General features: G+C 52.0%; 6 protein-coding genes and 8 pseudogenes. 4 read left to right on the top strand and 10 right to left on the bottom strand.

Features of this window, described 5'->3' with window-relative positions; translation table 11 throughout:
* Positions 1 to 450: 450 nt before the first annotated feature.
* From V7775_RS23820 to V7775_RS23790, 7 genes and pseudogenes are all read right to left on the bottom strand, one after another.
* Positions 451 to 1,303, bottom strand: a pseudogene (locus V7775_RS23820) (ISNCY family transposase); the annotation flags it as partial.
* A 494-nt stretch (positions 1,304 to 1,797) separates the two neighbouring features.
* Positions 1,798 to 2,310: pseudogene (locus tag V7775_RS23815) on the bottom strand (IS30 family transposase); the annotation flags it as partial.
* A gap of 57 nt (positions 2,311 to 2,367) precedes the next feature.
* Positions 2,368 to 2,868, bottom strand: a pseudogene (locus V7775_RS23810) (IS30 family transposase); the annotation flags it as partial.
* A gap of 132 nt (positions 2,869 to 3,000) precedes the next feature.
* Positions 3,001 to 3,300, bottom strand: coding sequence for a CcdB family protein (locus tag V7775_RS23805; RefSeq protein WP_335754425.1), 300 nt, complete (start codon positions 3,298 to 3,300; stop codon positions 3,001 to 3,003).
* Positions 3,300 to 3,530, bottom strand: coding sequence for a type II toxin-antitoxin system CcdA family antitoxin (locus V7775_RS23800; protein ID WP_335754424.1), 231 nt, complete (start codon positions 3,528 to 3,530; stop codon positions 3,300 to 3,302). Before V7775_RS23800 ends, V7775_RS23805 begins: the two co-directional genes overlap by 1 nt.
* A gap of 157 nt (positions 3,531 to 3,687) precedes the next feature.
* A pseudogene (locus V7775_RS23795) lies at positions 3,688 to 4,570 on the bottom strand (bile acid:sodium symporter family protein).
* 28 nt (positions 4,571 to 4,598) lie between these two features.
* Positions 4,599 to 5,744 carry an AMP-binding protein gene (locus V7775_RS23790; protein ID WP_335754423.1) on the bottom strand — a complete coding sequence of 382 codons (1,146 nt, stop codon included), beginning with the start codon at positions 5,742 to 5,744 and terminating at the stop codon, positions 4,599 to 4,601.
* Between the two features lie 539 nt (positions 5,745 to 6,283).
* On the opposite strand from V7775_RS23790, the pseudogene V7775_RS23785 reads away from it, so the two are divergent.
* The 3 genes and pseudogenes from V7775_RS23785 (at position 6,284) to V7775_RS23775 (ending at position 9,965) form a co-directional block, all read left to right on the top strand.
* Positions 6,284 to 8,725, top strand: a pseudogene (locus V7775_RS23785) (YbcC family protein).
* 95 nt (positions 8,726 to 8,820) lie between these two features.
* Positions 8,821 to 9,496, top strand: a pseudogene (gene tolQ, locus V7775_RS23780) (protein TolQ).
* A gap of 1 nt (position 9,497) precedes the next feature.
* Positions 9,498 to 9,965, top strand: a complete 468-nt coding sequence (locus V7775_RS23775; protein WP_335754422.1) for an ExbD/TolR family protein — start codon at positions 9,498 to 9,500, stop codon at positions 9,963 to 9,965.
* 456 nt (positions 9,966 to 10,421) lie between these two features.
* Here V7775_RS23775 and V7775_RS23770 read toward each other — a convergent pair whose 3' ends face one another.
* Positions 10,422 to 12,737, bottom strand: a complete 2,316-nt coding sequence (locus V7775_RS23770; protein WP_335754421.1) for a Tex family protein — start codon at positions 12,735 to 12,737, stop codon at positions 10,422 to 10,424.
* A gap of 444 nt (positions 12,738 to 13,181) precedes the next feature.
* On the opposite strand from V7775_RS23770, the pseudogene V7775_RS23765 reads away from it, so the two are divergent.
* Positions 13,182 to 14,189, top strand: a pseudogene (locus V7775_RS23765) (IS3 family transposase).
* A gap of 97 nt (positions 14,190 to 14,286) precedes the next feature.
* Here V7775_RS23765 and V7775_RS23760 read toward each other — a convergent pair.
* Both V7775_RS23760 and V7775_RS23755 read right to left on the bottom strand, forming a co-directional pair.
* A pseudogene (locus tag V7775_RS23760) lies at positions 14,287 to 14,424 on the bottom strand (IS6 family transposase); the annotation flags it as partial.
* A 269-nt stretch (positions 14,425 to 14,693) separates the two neighbouring features.
* Positions 14,694 to 17,219 (bottom strand): ATP-binding protein, encoded by a 2,526-nt coding sequence (locus tag V7775_RS23755; RefSeq protein ID WP_335754420.1) that lies wholly within the window; start codon positions 17,217 to 17,219, stop codon positions 14,694 to 14,696.
* Position 17,220 lies beyond the last annotated feature (1 nt).

The raw sequence follows: 17,220 nt of genomic DNA, 5'->3' as shown, positions 1-17,220 counted from the left end.
TTGAAAGTGCTTCGCAGGATTGTGCAAGAATTCCGTAGAAACGCACATAACTGGTGCATTGTTCTCCTAACCGAGCTGATTTTTGGGCTGGAGGGGCACTTTCAATAAACCGCAGCGCAGCTTGAGGCTATCCGCCACAATTCATGGCCCTTAGAGGGCTCGCAATCTAAGAATGAGCGGTATCAAGAGGCGGATTCAGAATCTTGCGATTTGAGCGAAAGCCGCCATTCGCGCGATGTGCAGCGAATGCTCACTTTGTCCGCAGAGCCGACCTAGCTATCAACAAAACCGACGGCAGCTACTGAGTCAGTAGAGAGGGTGGTCCCATAAAGGGCCTGCAGGAATTTTACCAATGAGTCTGTAAACGCCATTCAGAAATGTCACCGATTGCGCAAAGCAGAAGTGTCACCAATGGCGCTGACAGTAGCGCAGCCTGACAGAGCGTAGACCTCAAATATCGGAGCTCTGGCTGGCTGCACGGGCCTCTCGTTCTGCGTGTTTGCGGGCGTAGTATGGCTCCATCTTGGACGGACCCCCAGGTGGGCGCCGACCGGTCTTCTTGTAGCCATTCTTGGCGCTGACTGGTTTGACCTTCACCTTTGGCGGCGCCTTGTCTTGTTCGGTTTTGATATGTTCCAGAACAGCGCTCAGGGTTTAAAATCGTATGGGGCAGGACAAGGCCGTTGGAGCGGACCTGAATGCGCCCACATCCACACTCATAGACGTCAACGTATTTGCCAACGAGGCCGCGTGTCAGTTCATTGATCTCCAGCTTGATGCGTTTGCGGTCGTACTTCAGCATAATATCTTTGGTGACATTACGCTTGTCGCGCAAACAGAAGACCTCGCTCAGTCGATCCGGTTCGATGTTCAGTGGACGGTGTAGATTGTTTGGCTTGGCAGAGGCCTTTGCAAACTTAGCGTTGAAACGTTCCGTGAACCCCAGCAAGAATGCGTTGCCTTCATCCATGTTTGAGATGCCCGCTAGGCGCAGCTCTTTCACAAGCCTGTCCTGCAACGTCCGGTTCGCACGTTCGACGCGACCCTTCGTTTGAGAGCTGTTTGCGCATAAGATTTCGATGTTTAGCTCGGCCAATGCGCGCCCAGATTGGGTCATACTGGTCATGTGTTGGTTGGGCTTTGAGACGCGGAATACCGTGTGTTTATGACTGTAAAACGCAACTGGGCGACCATGTTTAAGCAGATAGCTCTCCAGCGCGGTGAAGTAGCTGAACGTGCTTTCCGATTGAACAAATCGCAGCTCCATCAACATGCTGGTGGCATCGTCAATGAAGACGAGGAGGTGTTCCGCCAGAGACTGGAGCATTAATCGGTTCGCGTGTTGCCGGGATCCTCAACTTGTTCAATGAAAGTGAAGAACGCGTTACCACGAGTAAACGCAAAATTTCCAGCCTGACTGGCCATCTACGTCGGACGAAGGAGCAACTGGAAGTGCTCCGCCAAGAACATTTCGGGAAAAGCTCGGAAAAGGATTTTACGGAGGATTTTGACGAAGATATTGCTTTTCCGTTAGATGACTTGGAGGTCGAGCTTGAGACAAAAGTCAAAGGGAGGTGCCCTCGCAAAATGCCGGCAGAGATTAATCATCATTATCCTATCGATCGCACTTGCTGTACCTGCGGATGTGAAATGGCGTCGATCAACAAATGGACAAGTAGCCGCCTTCAGGTCGTACCTGAGCACGTGATTTGTGTGCAGGATGTCCACCACACTTGCGCCTGCAATCGCGAGCTTAGTAAAGACAACAAGCCTGCGTCTGGAAAGGCGAACCGTTTGGCCGAACTGGCTGCGATCAGCAATAACGTCAGGACGGTGCTTGATAGCCAATTCGTCAAGAAACTGACGTCCATGATGCTTACGCATTCCACGTGGCCTGCGATTTCGGCGGTGTCGAGGGATATGCTGATAGAACTTCTCAGCGCGGTCATCTTTGGAATAGGCATATCGATAAATCGTCTCATGGCTGACGCGCATCGGATGACGCTCCAGTCGCATACGTCCTGCGATCTGTTCGGGGGACCATCCGGCAGCAAAACCGCTCCGCACTACAGCCATAATTTCGGGGTGTCTGATCAGCTTGCGATGCTCCGCGCGGCGCTCTTCATAAGCATCTTGGGCGACCACAGCATGATAGCTGTCTAATTCTGGGATTTCCTGGTCGCGATAGTAGTTCCGACTGTTCTCGCGGTAGATTGTCGAAGGTGCTCTTGCCAGATTGTCGGCGCTCTCTTTGACTGGTATCTTCGCTTCAAGCCATTTGGCCAGCTTGCGGCGTTCTTCGAGGTTCAGGTGATGCTTGCATCACCGAGAGGCCCATCCGCCGAATGTCTCACGGGTTTTGACTTAGTCAGGCCGTTGATGAATGGATCTATCTGGTGGAAATACCTGACCTCTGGGCCTTCTTGCATATCGTGGCCTGCGGTTTTTGCGGCGACTGGGAAGGTGCCGCGCCAGTTCCTTGGAACGGCCATCGGGACCGTAGACATAGGCGTAGATCGTCTCGTGACTGACGCGGACTGTTTGGCCTTCAAACTCAAACCGACCAGCGATCTGCTCGGGCGACCAGCCTTCCTTCAACTGCTTGATCACAGCCTTACGAAGACCGACGAGACGCGCCAGCTTGCGACGTCGTGCACGCCTTTGGTTCGCTGCTTTCTGGGCAACGATTCCGTAGTATCCGTTTAGTTCCGGCAGCTCCTCATCGGTGTATCCATTGCGCTTAATGTCTCGGTAGACGGTGGAAACATGCCTGCCGATCTCCACTGCGATCTCGCGCACAGATACCTTTGCATTTAACATATCTTCAATCGCGCATCTCTCACGCAAATCTAGCTCTGTGTGGGCCATCTTCATTCTCCTTGCTTTCCAGCAAGATAGGGGAATTGTCGCAACCTAGTATAGAATGTGCCCCGCTATAAGGTCAAATTTGCATAATGAACATTATGTAATATATTTGGCGAACGAATTGATTTTGATAAGTTAAAAGCCTTGAATAAGCATATCGATAGCGGATGTGATCTTCTCAAACTCTTCATCAAGTTTTCCAACTGAGGTCTTGAGAATGCCGGTTGGAACCGCCGCCATAAACTGCGTTACCATAACGACTGGTTGATCTTCGAAACCAAAAATTGGGTTGAGCCTTGTTGCAGGCTTTGGCGCGCTTGATTGTGGCAGCAATGGAACGACGACCCTGGTGTTAAGATCACTCAGAAGATCCGTTTGGACGTCCAAAAGATAACCTTCACCAGACGGATTGGGAAACACGTCATACTTAGGCATCAGAACTGACGATAACTATCAAGCGGCAATCCATGCTTCTCTACGTATGCGTTGGAACTTCGGATTGCCGCGGCATTCTCTGCTTTCCATTGCTGTGCCTTGGCTACAGAAACCGCAACTCGCAAACCATCCTCTGCAGCGCGAGACAGGTTTACCTTCAATGCTTTAGCTTGTGTAAGCAAATTAGCGTCCAACGACAGATTTGTAGGCTTTCGTGTATGCGAATTCATGAGTCTGCCTCCTGAAGAGAGATTATGCTTTAATGGCATGCGCGTCAATCATGTGCATGAACCATGCGCACGTATAGTCTATCTTATGTTGAATTTTCGGGCGCTGCTGCTTCGGGAAGTGGCTGGCCTTGTGCCGCCCTCATTACCACCTCTGCCTCTATAACAAGCCATCTGGCATTTTCTGCTCGCCAGCAGTATTTGCTCGGCGAAAGTAAAGCGTGACCAGCGCCGAGACCATCACAATGAATAGGGAGTAGAGCACGGGCACCGCATTGATCGCCTGCTGCTCGGTTCCTGAGAAAGTGAAGGCGATAATTGCGATGGCCAGTGGTCCGTTCTGGATTCCTGTTTCTAAACCGACCGTGCGCGCACTGCGTGGATGCACGCTTGAGTGCCTTTGCAAATAGGTAACCTGTCGTAATGCCGATCAAGCCAATGGAAATAGACGCTACATAGGTCGCCCAGCCAGTCTCCATCAAAAACGTGAAATTGCGCGGTATCCACGACACAATCAAAAACACGATGAAAAATATAGCCAGCATGGAGCCCATGAATTCGATAACAGCCCCCACATTGGCGTTTAATTTGCGCATGAACATGCCGATGCCGACAGGCACCAGCAACAGCACAAGCGTCACAATAATATTTTCACGCGGGATATCTACATCCAATGCTCCGGCATAAATCACCAACACAATCGGAATCAGCACCACACCAAAAATCGTCGATGTCACAGTCATCAGAACTGAAAGCGCCAAGTTGCTCTTTGAAAAGTAGGTGAATATGTTCGAGGTTGTTCCGCCCGGCATGCACGACATAATCAGGATGCCAATCTTGATCGAGTCAGACACAGGCAATGTCAGCGCCAATAGAAACCCGATGAACGGCATGAAACCATATTGGGATACAACACCAATCATCAAACCGTAGGGGCGTTTTAACGCCAGTGTGAAATCGCGGGGTGTCAAAGATGCGCCCATACCAAGCATGATGACAAAAATCATCAGCGCAAGGATTGCCTGTTCAAGAGGTCCTACCATTTTGAATATTTACCTGTAACTAATGGGCTTAAGACGCAGCGCGTCGAGCCATTTCTTCGCTGCGCAAATCTTTACGCAGAATTTTACCAACATTTGACTTTGGCAGATCATCGCGGAATTCAACTTTTTTAGGAACTTTGTAAGCCGTTAGGTGTTCCTTGCAATAAATGCGGATTGCATCGGCCGTTAGCGTGATGTCATGCAAAACAACAAACGCTTTGACCGCCTCCCCTGATGCGCCGTTTGGTACGCCGATCACGGCCGCCTCCAAGATGCCGGAATGTGCGGCAAGGCAATTCTCGATCTCGTTGGGATAGACGTTGAAACCGGACACAAGAACGAGGTCCTTTTTACGATCCACAATTGAGAAATAGCCGTCCTTGTCCATGATACCGATGTCGCCTGTCAGCAGCCAATCGCCTTGCATGGTTTTGGCCGTCTCATCTGACTTTTGCCAATAGCCTTTCATTATCTGTGGCCCACGTGCTGCCAGTTCGCCTGACGTGCCTTGTGGTACATCGTTGCCGTCCTCATCCAAACAGCGCAAGTCAGTTGAAGGTAACAGGATGCCAATCGAATTTGGCCGCGTTTTGCCAAGCGGATTGAACGTAATGACAGGCGAGGACTCTGTTAGGCCGTACCCTTCGAGCACGGGCTTTCCGGTGACTTCTTCCCAAACTGCAGCCACTGAATTTTGCAGCGCCATCCCGCCAGCGGACGCAAACTTTAGATGCTTTGGTGGTGAATCCTGAAACCACATCTCATTGCATAAGCCGTTGAACAACGTGTTCACACCGCTCATCCAAGTGATCGGGTAGTTTTCCATAGCGCGTTTGAGATTTGTCAGTGGGCGCGGGTTTGGGATAAAAAAATTGTGGGCCCCAAGGTGATAAAAGCCGAGCAAATTTACCGTAAACGCGAAAATATGGTACATCGGCAGCGCAGTGAGCGCAGTCTCTTTGCCCTTTTCGACACCTTCGACCATTTCCATCGTCTGTTCCATGTTCACCAGCAGGTTTGCGTGGGTCAGCATCGCGCCTTTGGACACACCTGTCGTGCCTCCCGTATATTGCAAACAAGCGATATCATCGGGCGAAAGCTCAGCACGATATTCCTTAACGGCAATGTTCTGACTTATGCGTTGCTGCTGTCCGACCTCAATCGCGGCTGCCAACCGGATAGACGTACCGCATCAGCCTGCCTTTATGGGATATTGATCGGGGGGCCTGTGCATCGCGGTCTACGGCAGTCTTTTTCCTTTTAACTTGCTCAGCGTTCGAACTAAGCGCTGTTCACCGTTATCAGAGCGCCCTGGATCTCCGCATTTTGCTTCCATAACCGCAGTCTTGGACGATTACGCTGACGGAGCTACACTTGCCAGGAAACGGATTGCATCATGCATCGTTGAGCTTCGATATCTGCGCTATGCCGACGTGTTACGGGCGCCCTGGCGTACAGCGAGTGATGAGTTGAACGTACATTCGGAGTTCCTTTTCAAGCTAAGGGTTCGCTTGTCTATAAGTTGGTTGCAAAACGTTTACCTGAAATAGAAACGTGCCGAGGCTGGGTTTCATCCCTAAAAATCAAACAAGCTGGATGAAAAATAGTTTTTCTGAAGGGATGAACGTGACGACATGCGCGTTTTCATTTTGAACGCAATGGGTAAGCAGATGGCCTGTGCACTACTCCTGTTCAATGCCAAGGGACACACACATGAACGCGCCGTCAGATCATTTACTCTCAACTCTCGTCAAAGCCAGCGATATTGCTGCTCGCGCCTTTCCACCGGCCTGGCCTCTTGCCTCATCAGTCGCTGTGAATCCGTTTTTGGGTCAGGTGGCTGAGACTCTGGCACAAACCGGTGCTCGGTTGGGCCGTGTCGGTGGTGTGCCCGTAACAATGCCACGCAACTGGTACAAATCCCGCATCACCAATGGCACGATAATCGATGCAGACATAGCAGGAGCCCTTGAAGCACGAGATACCGCAGACTTGCCTGATCTGGCCACGTTGAAACTGCTGGCATGCAGTGATGTCAAAACCCCAAGACTGCAACCGACCATTGCCGACCTTGCAGCAGATGTATCGGGCATCGACTAGCCGGGTATCATTGCGGATCGGTTTGGCGGATGGGCAGCTGGGTATTTTGATCAAGGTCAGGCACTTTGGGAGGCGCCTCGCAGGCGTGGTGCATATGATGCATGGCGCCAGAATGTGATCCACGATTTGACACCCGAAATCATGGGCCTGAAAGGGTTTGTTCAATTCGTCGGCGACACACCAAATACAGCAGACGAGGCGGCCGTTCGGGCCACAAATCGGCTAAAATTGTCTGATGGCGCTCTTGAAACATATCTGCACCAACTTCTCTTTTCACTGGGGGGCTGGGCGCAAGTCGCGCGCTATCATCTCTGGCAGGCGGAACTGACCGGTGGCAGCGATGACACGATCACAGACCTCCTGACCATCCGGCTGTTGTGGGAACAAGCCCTGTTTGAGCAGTACAAAGATCAGATTGCAGACAAGTTGAACATGTTGAGAGCAGCACATGTGGCACCCATAATCCCGGACGCGGATATTACGATAGATGCCATTCTTCAAGAAGCATGGGAGCGTTCAGCACAACGCGATCTGGCTAAGAGCTTTGCCGAGCCTGCACCATTTTCATACGACACACGTCCCGCATTACAGGCTGCCTTCTGTATCGACGTCCGATCCGAAGTCTTCAGGCGCGCGTTGGAAGCAGTATATCCGGGCATCCAGACGCTTGGGTTTGCGGGCTTCTTTGGGCTGACGGCGTCACACAAAGGATTTGCATCAGATGTCGATGAATTGCGTCTTCCCGTTCTGCTGAACCCCGGTATCACCTCAACTTCACAGGGCGACGACGTAAATGCTGACCAGACCGCCCGCTTCAAGGCACGCGCAAACCGCGCTTGGGGCCGCTTCAAACTGGCCGCCGTCTCGTCCTTTGCTTTTGTGGAAGCGACAGGCCCTATCTATGCAGGAAAACTGGTGCGCGACGCGCTGAACATTAGGTTGAATGAAGGACAGGTGGGCCCTGCACCTCGCTTGGACCCAGATCTAAACTTAGACGCGCAAATTGATGCTGCAGAAACGATCCTTCGCGCGATGTCCTTTACAAACAATTTTGCGCGGCTGGTCGTGTTGGCAGGGCATGGGGCAAATGTTGTCAACAATCCTTTCGCGAGCGGTCTGCATTGTGGTGCCTGTGGCGGTTATTCCGGCGAGGTGAACGCCCGCCTGCTCGCAGGATTGCTGAACAACGCAGAGGTGCGAAAAGGGTTGGCTGAGCGTGGTATCATGATCCCAGATGACACCCTGTTTGTCGCAGCCTTGCATGACACAACCACAGATGAAGTGACATTCTACACCCAAGACGGTCAGTCCTCGACCCATAGTGCCGTCCTTGAAAAAGCACGGTTTTGGTTCATGAAGGCAGGCAAAGCCACGCGCGCCGAGCGATCACTTCGCTTGCCCCGCGCCAAGGGTGAACTGGACATAAAAACCCGAAGCCGCGACTGGGCTGAGACGCGACCCGAGTGGGCATTAGCGGGATGTAAAGTATTCATCGCTGCGCCGCGCCGCCGCACGGCAGGAAAAAACATGGAAGGGCGTGCCTTTCTACATGACTACGATTGGGCCAACGACAATGATTTTGGCGTACTTGAGCTAATCATGACTGCCCCCGTGATTGTAGCGAGCTGGATCAATCTTCAGTACTACGGATCGACTGTAGCCCCAGAAACCTTCGGTGCTGGCAACAAGCTATTGCACAATGTGACTGGTGGCATTGGCGTGGTTGAAGGCAATGGCGGTGTTCTCCGTGCAGGGCTACCGTGGCAATCGGTCCACGAAGGTGACACCTATGCGCATGAACCGTTGCGCCTGTCCGTCTGCATTGAGGCACCTCAAGACGCCATAGTGGATGTTCTTAGACGGCATGAGGGCCTGCGGGCATTGTTTGATAATGGCTGGCTGCATCTGTTTGCGCTCGATGAAAACGGCCAGATGGCATGGCGATATGTGGGCAATCTGAAATGGTCGGCGATGGCAGATGTCACCGAACGTTCCCCAGAACTAATGGCTACTGATCAATCAATTTTTAAAACCGCCCGTGAACCCCGTCTTTGAAGACTCTGTGTTTTAAGCTTGTAAGTAAATTCACCCAGATACTGAGCGAACATACTTGCAAGCTAACCTGAACCCGAAAAAAGGCCAATAGGCAGATGGAAGCAGCACAAGATTTTACAATGTGGGGGTTGTTTGCACGCGCAACAATTCTTGTCCAAGTCGTCATGGTGTTGTTGATCGCAGCGTCTTTCTGGTGCTGGGCAGTGTTTATTGATAAATCAATTCAATATCGCAAAGCTCGGGCTGAGGCCAATGCCTTTGAACGCGCCTTCTGGTCAGGCGAGCCTTTGGACGCCCTTTTCGAAAAGATCGGGGCGGACCCGGAAGGGTCAGCAGAGCAGATATTCGCTTCCGGCATGCTCGAATGGCGCAAGTCGCATCGGCAAGATGGTGGATTGATCGCAGAAGCCACTGCCCGCATAAATACGTTGATGGATGTGACCATCGCCAAGCAATCATCGAAGCTTCAATAGGGTTTGCCTATTTTGGCGACTGTTGGTTCGACAACTCCGTTTGTTGGTCTTTTCGGTACGGTATGGGGCATTATGAATGCCTTTATCGAGATTTCTGAAGCGCAAACCACCAACCTTGCCGTTATCGCCCCCGGCATTGCAGAAGCCTTGCTGTCGACCGGTATTGGCCTTCTTGCTGCTATTCCGGCCGTGATATTCTATCAATAAACTGTCAACTGATAGTGAGGAAATTCTCAGCGACTACGAAGCCTTTGCTGATGAATTTGCAACTATTCTTAGCAGACAGTCGGCGAGCTGACATGGGTACAGGCTTACTGAATTTGCGTAGGAACGGGGACAGACGCAATTGCAATCGCGCACAGACAATGTCGGCAATCAACGTAACACCATTTGTTGATGTCATGATGGTGCTGTTGATCATTTTTATGGTCGCGACACCTTTGTCCATTGCTGGTATCTTAATCGAGCTGCCAAAAACCTCCGCAACGGCACTGCCCAGCGATCAGGAAGAGCCGCTAAGTGTGACGATTGCGGTCGATGATCAAGTGATGATCCAAGAAACGGAAACCACGCAGGATGTTTTGGTCCAGAAATTGCAAGCAATCGCCGCCGAGCGCGAAAGCAACAGGATACTATTGCGCGCTGATGGCCAACTTGACTGGAGCCGCGTTGTTGAAATCATGGGTCTGCTGAACGCTGCTGGGTTTTCGAACATCGGTCTTGTGACTGATATCGCAGACCCAGCGCCGAACGACTCTGAAGGATAGTTCACAACAACCCACGGTTTCTGCTCCTCCGGTTTCTGCTTTGTTGGAAGACTTTCGCGCCAGTAGTATGATCTAAGTTGTGGAATTGCTGCAGTTATCCCTGAGCTTGAAGGGAAACATATAGCAGATCGCGTACATGTCGACGCTATTGTCAAACGTACTGGCAGGCTTCAGCGCGTCACAGCGTTTACATCAGTCTTTGCCCAGATTGTACTTCCTGACGTGGTCCCATCATCGCGATCAATCTCCAATATCAATACAGATATTGAATCAGCGGTCAGGACCTAGATCAACAAGAGTTGTTCAACAGAATAGGCCCGTTGCGGATCTTGGCCTACCCATCACGTACTACGACGCAGCTATTGTATTGCGCCCATTCGTGCAGATCGCTGTATTTTGACCGCCCAATATTTGTTCTCGCGGACAACACCGTCCGTAGCTGTCATCGTGGGTCCGTCAAGAGGTTGGACGCCTCAAGGCATCGGCAAGTGCAGAACCGAAAGGGCCTTGATTATCGGCCTTTGGCTTAGGCGAAGCCGATGTAGCTGATTTCCTATCTGGTTTTTTAGTTTCTGGTTTACTTACAGGTTTTTCGGTCTCACCCCCGCTATCCTTGCGCATCGAAAGCCCGATACGCTTGCGGGCCACATCCACCTCGGTCACCCGAACACGAACGACATCACCGGCTTTAACGACCTCATGGGGGTCTTTGATGAAGCGATCCGCAAGCTGGCTAACATGAACCAATCCATCTTGATGCACGCCGACATCAACGAAGGCCCCAAAGGCCGCGACATTTGTCACTGTCCCCTCAAGCGACATACCGGATTTGAGATCGGTGATGCTGTCGACGCCATCAGCGAATGTGGCTGTCTTAAACGCAGGGCGCGGGTCGCGGGCCGGTTTTTCCAACTCTGCGAGGATGTCGTGGACCGTCGGTAAACCAAAACTTGGATCGACAAACTGCTCGGGACTCAACCCTGCAAGCGCGGTGCTATCGCCCATGATCGCACGCACATCTCGGCCACATGCCTTTACGATTTTACGGGCTACGCCGTAGGCTTCGGGGTGAACCGAGGATGCATCAAGCGGCTCCGTGCCGTCTGTGACGCGCAAAAATCCCGCACATTGCTCGAACGCTTTCTTACCCAGTCCAGGTACTTTCATCAGGGCTTTGCGGTTGGGAAACAACCCATTTTCATCGCGGTGCTTTACAATGGCTTGCGCCAATGACGGTCCAAGCCCAGCGATGTGCGACAGTAATGGCGCTGACGCCATGTTCAGGTTCACCCCAACTGCGTTCACAGCATCCTCGACCACCGCCGCGAGGGATTGGGCAAGACGGCGTTGGTCAACATCGTGTTGATACTGGCCGACCCCAATCGCCTGCGGCTCAATCTTAACCAGCTCCGCCAGCGGGTCTTGCAAGCGGCGTGCGATAGACACTGCTCCCCGAATAGAAACATCTACGTCTGGGAATTCTTGCGACGCCAACTCTGACGCGGAATAGACCGACGCGCCAGCCTCAGACACGATCACCGGCGTCGGGCGGTTCGCGCCTTGCGGCAATTGCTTTAACACATCTGCAATTAGCCGCTCGGATTCACGGCTGGCAGTTCCGTTTCCAATAGCAACCAGTGCAACGTTATGTTTGCGGATCAAGTGTTGCAGCGTCTCTTCCGATCCGCGCAAATCTTTACGCGGCTGGAAGGGGTAGATCGTTGCCATATCCAGCAGCTTACCAGTCTCGTCCACAACCGCAATCTTGCAGCCTGTCCGTATTCCGGGGTCAAGGCCAAGCGTCGTCCGCGCGCCCGCAGGCGCCGCCAACAGCAGGTCTCGCAAATTACGAGCAAAAACATCAATAGCGGTGGAATGGGACCGGCGGCGCAGATCTGCCAGCAAGTCCATGAACATCGTTGAACTCAGCTTGATACGCCACGTCCAAGCTGCCGCCTCTTGCAGCCAGATATCACCCGGTGTTGTTCCCCGAATGCCAATCGCAGCCGCGATTATTGTGTTGATCCGATCAACACCTGTTTCTGGATCAGGACCGATATCTACGGAAACGATTTCCTCTTTCGATGCGCGTAAAATCGCAAGTGCGCGGTGCGATGGAATGGTTGCCCACTTTTCGCTATGGGCAAAGTAGTCAGAGAATTTGGCACCAACATCTTCTTTGCCTTTATTTACCCGCGCGGTAATCAGCGCATCTTTGTGCATCACCTCACGTAAGCGACCCAGCAGAGCGGCGTCTTCCCCAAGTTCTTCGGCCAGAATATCACGTGCGCCGATCAAGGCATCTTTGCTGCTTAGAACGGTGTCCGTCACATAGCGTTCTGCCGACACAACAGGATCTGTAGCTCGGTTCGCTTGGATGTCGCGCAGCAAGGGTTCTAGGCCATTTTCACGGGCAATCATCGCCTTCGTACGCCGTTTGGGTTTGAACGGTAGATATAGATCTTCAAGCACCGATTTCGTGTCAGCCTTTGCGATTGCGCGCGCCAAAGCTTCGGTAAGCTTATCTTGACTGGTGATCTCTCCAAGAATACTTGCGCGACGCTTTTCGAGAACGCGCAAGTAGCCCAGCCGTTCAGCAAGATGGCGCAACTGCGTATCATCTAGCCCGCCCGTGACCTCCTTGCGGTAACGGGCGACGAACGGCACGGTGTCCCCTCCATCCAGCAAAGCGACCGTTGCAGCGACCTGTTCTGGTCGTGCATTAATATCAGTGGCGATTGTGCGGGCGATACGATCTGCAATAGCGGTCATAGCAAGCTTTCTTTCATCGACAGGTGTCCGTGATAGCGCCCCTGGCTAGGGCCGCCAAGCCCTAGTCTGAGTATTAGATGTTTGAGAAGTCGCTCTATTTGCGGGTGAAACAGGTTTCGCGCATTCGAATAAGTCACATCTAGATATCAGTCTAGATCGGCCCATTGCTGCCGTTCACGCCCACCTCAGGATGCTGCGGCGCGGCCCGTCGAAGCGGCAACTCGTGGATCGCGCAGCATTTTATTGACTGACAACAACATTCTTACCCTGTCTGAGGTCAGCGTTTCCCGCTCCTTAATCATCCCAATAATCAGTGCCTCAGTAAAACGGATCTGTCACATTTGCCTGATCCTTCGAAGGGTTTGCTCTGCCCCCTGAAAACTGGACCATTTTGAGATAGAGTTTTCTGCTTTACCCTTTCGGCTGGAAGAAGGAGTGGAAGCGATGAAAGCATCCAAATTCACGGACGCGCAAAAGGTGTTTATTGTTAAGCAAGGCAACGAAGGTACGACGGTTGCGGAGATTTGCCGCAAGGCTGGTATTAGTCCTGCGACGCATTTCAACTGGAAAAAAGTACGAAGGCCTGATGCCGTCGGAGATGCGAAGATTGCGTGATCTTGAAGACGAGAACAATCGGTTGAAACGAATTGTCCCTGATCTAACGTTAGATCGGGAAATGCTGCAGGAAGTTATCAAACGAAAGCTCTGAGGCCGGATCGGAAGCGCGAGCTTGTTGACGGGATGTGTTCTGATTGGCGCGTATCGATCCGCAAAGCGTGTGTTGCTTTGCAGTTTGATCCATCCACCTACCATTACAAATCACGTCGCACCGAACCGGCCGCGTTGAAAAAGCGCATTAAGGAAATTTGCGAGACACGCGTGCGATATGGGTATCAGCGCGTTCATTTTGTTCTGCAACGCGAGGGCTGGCCTGTGAACGTTAAGAAAACCTACCGCATCGACAAAGAGATGGGTCTTCAGTTGCGCAACAAGACACCGAAACGTCGTGTGAAAGCAAAGCTGCGAGATGACAGAGCTGTGGCTGTCGGAAACAACGATGTTTGGGTCATGGATTTTGTGCATGATCAACTGGCCACGGGGCGCAAGCTACGCGTTCTGACTGTCGTTGATACCTTCTCGCGGTTTGTGCCAACTCTGGATGTGAGATTCAGTTATCGTGGCACGGATGTGGTTGAAACCCTTGATCGGGGTGTCATCTTGGACTTCAGCAGACCTGGAAAACCGACCGACAATGCATTTATTGAGGCCTTCAACGGAAAGTTCCGACAAGAGTGCCTGAACGCGCATTGGTTCTTGAGCCTTGCAGATGCGGCGGAAAAGTTGGAGACTTGGTGTAGATACTACAATGAAGAACGACCTCACAGCGCGATCGGAAATAAGTCCCCGATCATGCTGGTAAAACCAGATGGTGATACCAGCCCACCAACCTGAGCAAAGTCGGAAATATCTAGACCAAGGTGGTCCGAGGTTGGGGCAAGTGCAGTTGAGCAAACTCTACATCAAAGTGAGGGGGAGTTTCGGGGGGCAGGCTAAAATCAATACCGCGTTCGCGCAGCAGATCTTCCACATTTCGAAGCGAAAGTGGATAACGCACATACATCACAACCGCCAAGCGTATGATTTTGGCAGACGTCTTGAAGTAGTGCAAAGGGGAGTGATTTGTCATCCGGAGACGCTAAACAGGCCACCCCGCCCAGCTCAAGCCAGTTTCCTCTGACAGTGCCAATCCGTGCAACAACGCCGTGAAGTTCGTATTTTGCTTTGGTCCTTGACCTATACCTTTCGATATCTGGACCGTCGGGTTGCCCAGCCACAAATCGGTCACTGCATTTATGGGCATTGGCTGGCGTTGAATTTCAGATGATGTTGTTTCCGTTTCGACATGCCTCCGATCTCCTTCGTTTTGAGATCAGCAGACGGCGATCCGAGCTTACGTCAGCGTCCGTATTTCGGGAGTAGTGCATCATGTAATCTGGTCACCGTTTTGGACAGTTCCAAGCGATCTATTGGTTTAGGTAGCATTGCAATCCTGGACAGATTTGGTTCTTCAAAAACGCTTGCTGCTGGAAGACGGGACGAGATCAGAATAGCAATAGTTTTTTCGTTCAGGCCCAGCGACAGTTCTATCAATCTTATGCCTGATTGTCCGTGGTCCAAATTCAGGTCAGTTACAATAAGGGTTAGGTCGGTCAATTGTTCGATGATGCCTTGACCTTTGGCGAAGCTGTTTGCAGTTAGAACCTTAAAACCCCACGCCGCGAGGTCTGCCGCGACTGAATTTGCCGTAGACAGCGTATCATCTACGACCAATGCAACACCTTCGAACACTGGCAAGTTGGGGAAATCGACACCCAATTGATGGATCGGGAAACGCATGCTAACTTCGGTACCTTCGCCCAAGGCCGAAACGACGGTAAGTGAGCCGCCAGACTGGCTTACAAAACCATAAACCATTGAGAGCCCGAGACCAGTTCCATCCCCGTCAGGGCGGTTTGAATAGAAGGGCTCAAAAGCGCGGCTTTTGGTCTCGGCGGACATACCTGAGCCGTTGTCCACAACCGATATTCGAAGCTGTTGATCGACTTCTTGATCCAAAACGATTGAGATTTTGCCTCCCCCCTCGATCGCCTGACCGGCGTTGACGCAGAGGTTCAAGATAGCGCTTTCCAATTGACCGGGGTCAAGGCGCACGAAAATGGGGACTTCGCGCAGATCCAGATCAAGGGTAACGTCTTCTGGCAGGGCAATACTTAACAGATCACTCAGGCCTTCAATCAGCGCGCCAACTTCAATGACTTCAGGGTCTAGGTGTTGTTTTCGAGCAAAGGCGACAAGGCGTTCGGTGAGGGAAACGCCCAAGTCAACAGCGGTCCGGATCCGGTTGAAATGCGCGGTGTCATTGGCTTTCGTAGTGGTTTCCAAAAGGTGCAAACTTCCGGCAATCGTCGATAATATATTGCCGAAATCATGCGCCACCTCTCCGGTCACTTTGCCCAAGGTTTCAACCCGCCGAATTTCTTCTAGCCGCTCATCTATCCGCTTACGCTCTGTGGTTTCTGACAACAGTAAAACCGACCGCCCGTCTGGAAGTTGCGACTGGCGCACCTCTAAGACATTGCCCGTGGCGTCTTCGTATTCTTCAAACCCTGCACGATCTGCGCCACTGGTTTGTCGTGAAAATGCCGATTGCGCGAACCGGTCCTGCATGTTGCCATCCGCTGTGATCGAACTTGCAGGAAGCCGCAATAATTCGCGGACTTTGTCGTTCTCGGCCTCTATTTGACCTGTGCGTGATAAGATCGCCACGCCGTCTTTTATATTGCGGAAAACACTTGAGAATAGGTCGTTCTGACGCTTCATTTCGACTGTTCGGCGCTCCAACTTTTGAGCATTTTTCCGAAAGATACTAAATGCGTCAAACAGTTGACCAATCTCGTCTTGCGAACGGTTGTTACGGGGGAGATCGTTATGATGATCCCCCGCAGCGAGCCGGCGCATTCCGTCTGCGATTTGTCGCAGGTTCCGGACCACGTAACGATACACAAACATGGCCGCCGCTGCCGCAACAAGTGAGCTAAACAGCGTCAGCACGGTAACCACAGTTTGGGCAACGATCAAATTCTGCGATGTTTGCGTGCGGGCCAAGCGCAAACGATCTTCCGCGTCCACCACCTTTTGCGCGGCGTAAGATGTGATTTGATCGGACAGTTGCCGGATTCGAAAAAGCGCACTTTGTGCATCCAAAGCTGCTGTCAAAGATTGGTGTTTTAGCATGAACAAGTGCGCGGAACGACTTGTCAAAATTACGTCTATTTCTGCCAGCCCTTCCAAAACGTTGGGCGGTTGTGACGGCGCAAGGGTGTTGCGGGTTTTGGCAAATAGGCGGCCAAATTCACTGATTTCGATGAGTTCTTGGGCGCGGGCGACGTCTTGCGCTTCACTGGTCAGTTGCTTCAGCTTGGCCCATGCCAGTCGCTCTGCCAAGACATAGTCGATGGAATTCTCATACTGTGTGAACTGTCTTTCTAACCGCGCGAGATCAGAATCTATTTGATCGATATCAGCGAGAAGTGCACTTTGCGGCGTTGACACCCGGATCAGATCCGAAATGGCGACGCGCATACGTGCAAGGGGCAGCGCAAGATCAGCATCCCCTTTTGCTATGGTTTCCATATCCGCGATGACGCCAACGATCCCATCTGCTTCGACCTGCAATTGAAACGGCAGCTGGACCGTCAACAGAAACGGTGCGGTCGTCGCAAGATTGGCGGCCCCTGCGGAAAGCTCGAGTGCGTTGGAAACCTCAGCAAGGGTTTCGCGGTGGATTTTGTCCAGCCAGCTTTCGGCACTGCGCAAGTGCCACAAGCTGATCGCGGAAATCATTAGGCTTACCAAAAACAGGACGGCAATTGCTGTTGAAAGGCGAAACCCAATGGTCTGGTAGCGGGGGCTTTTTCTCATG

The organism is Sulfitobacter sp. (assembly GCF_036960155.1).
Classification (GTDB): domain Bacteria; phylum Pseudomonadota; class Alphaproteobacteria; order Rhodobacterales; family Rhodobacteraceae; genus Sulfitobacter.
Note: the sequence above shows the minus strand (reverse complement) of the source record. Positions and strands in the feature narration are given on the sequence as shown.

What these genes read in the sequence shown, in the direction of transcription:
- V7775_RS23805 (WP_335754425.1), bottom strand. Translation starts at nt 3,300, where the DNA reads ATGCCTAAGTATGACGTGTTTCCCAATCCGTCTGGTGAAGGTTATCTT.
- V7775_RS23800 (WP_335754424.1), bottom strand. Translation starts at nt 3,530, where the DNA reads ATGAATTCGCATACACGAAAGCCTACAAATCTGTCGTTGGACGCTAAT.
- V7775_RS23775 (WP_335754422.1), top strand. Translation starts at nt 9,498, where the DNA reads ATGGGTACAGGCTTACTGAATTTGCGTAGGAACGGGGACAGACGCAAT.
- V7775_RS23770 (WP_335754421.1), bottom strand. Translation starts at nt 12,737, where the DNA reads ATGACCGCTATTGCAGATCGTATCGCCCGCACAATCGCCACTGATATT.
- V7775_RS23755 (WP_335754420.1), bottom strand. Translation starts at nt 17,219, where the DNA reads ATGAGAAAAAGCCCCCGCTACCAGACCATTGGGTTTCGCCTTTCAACA.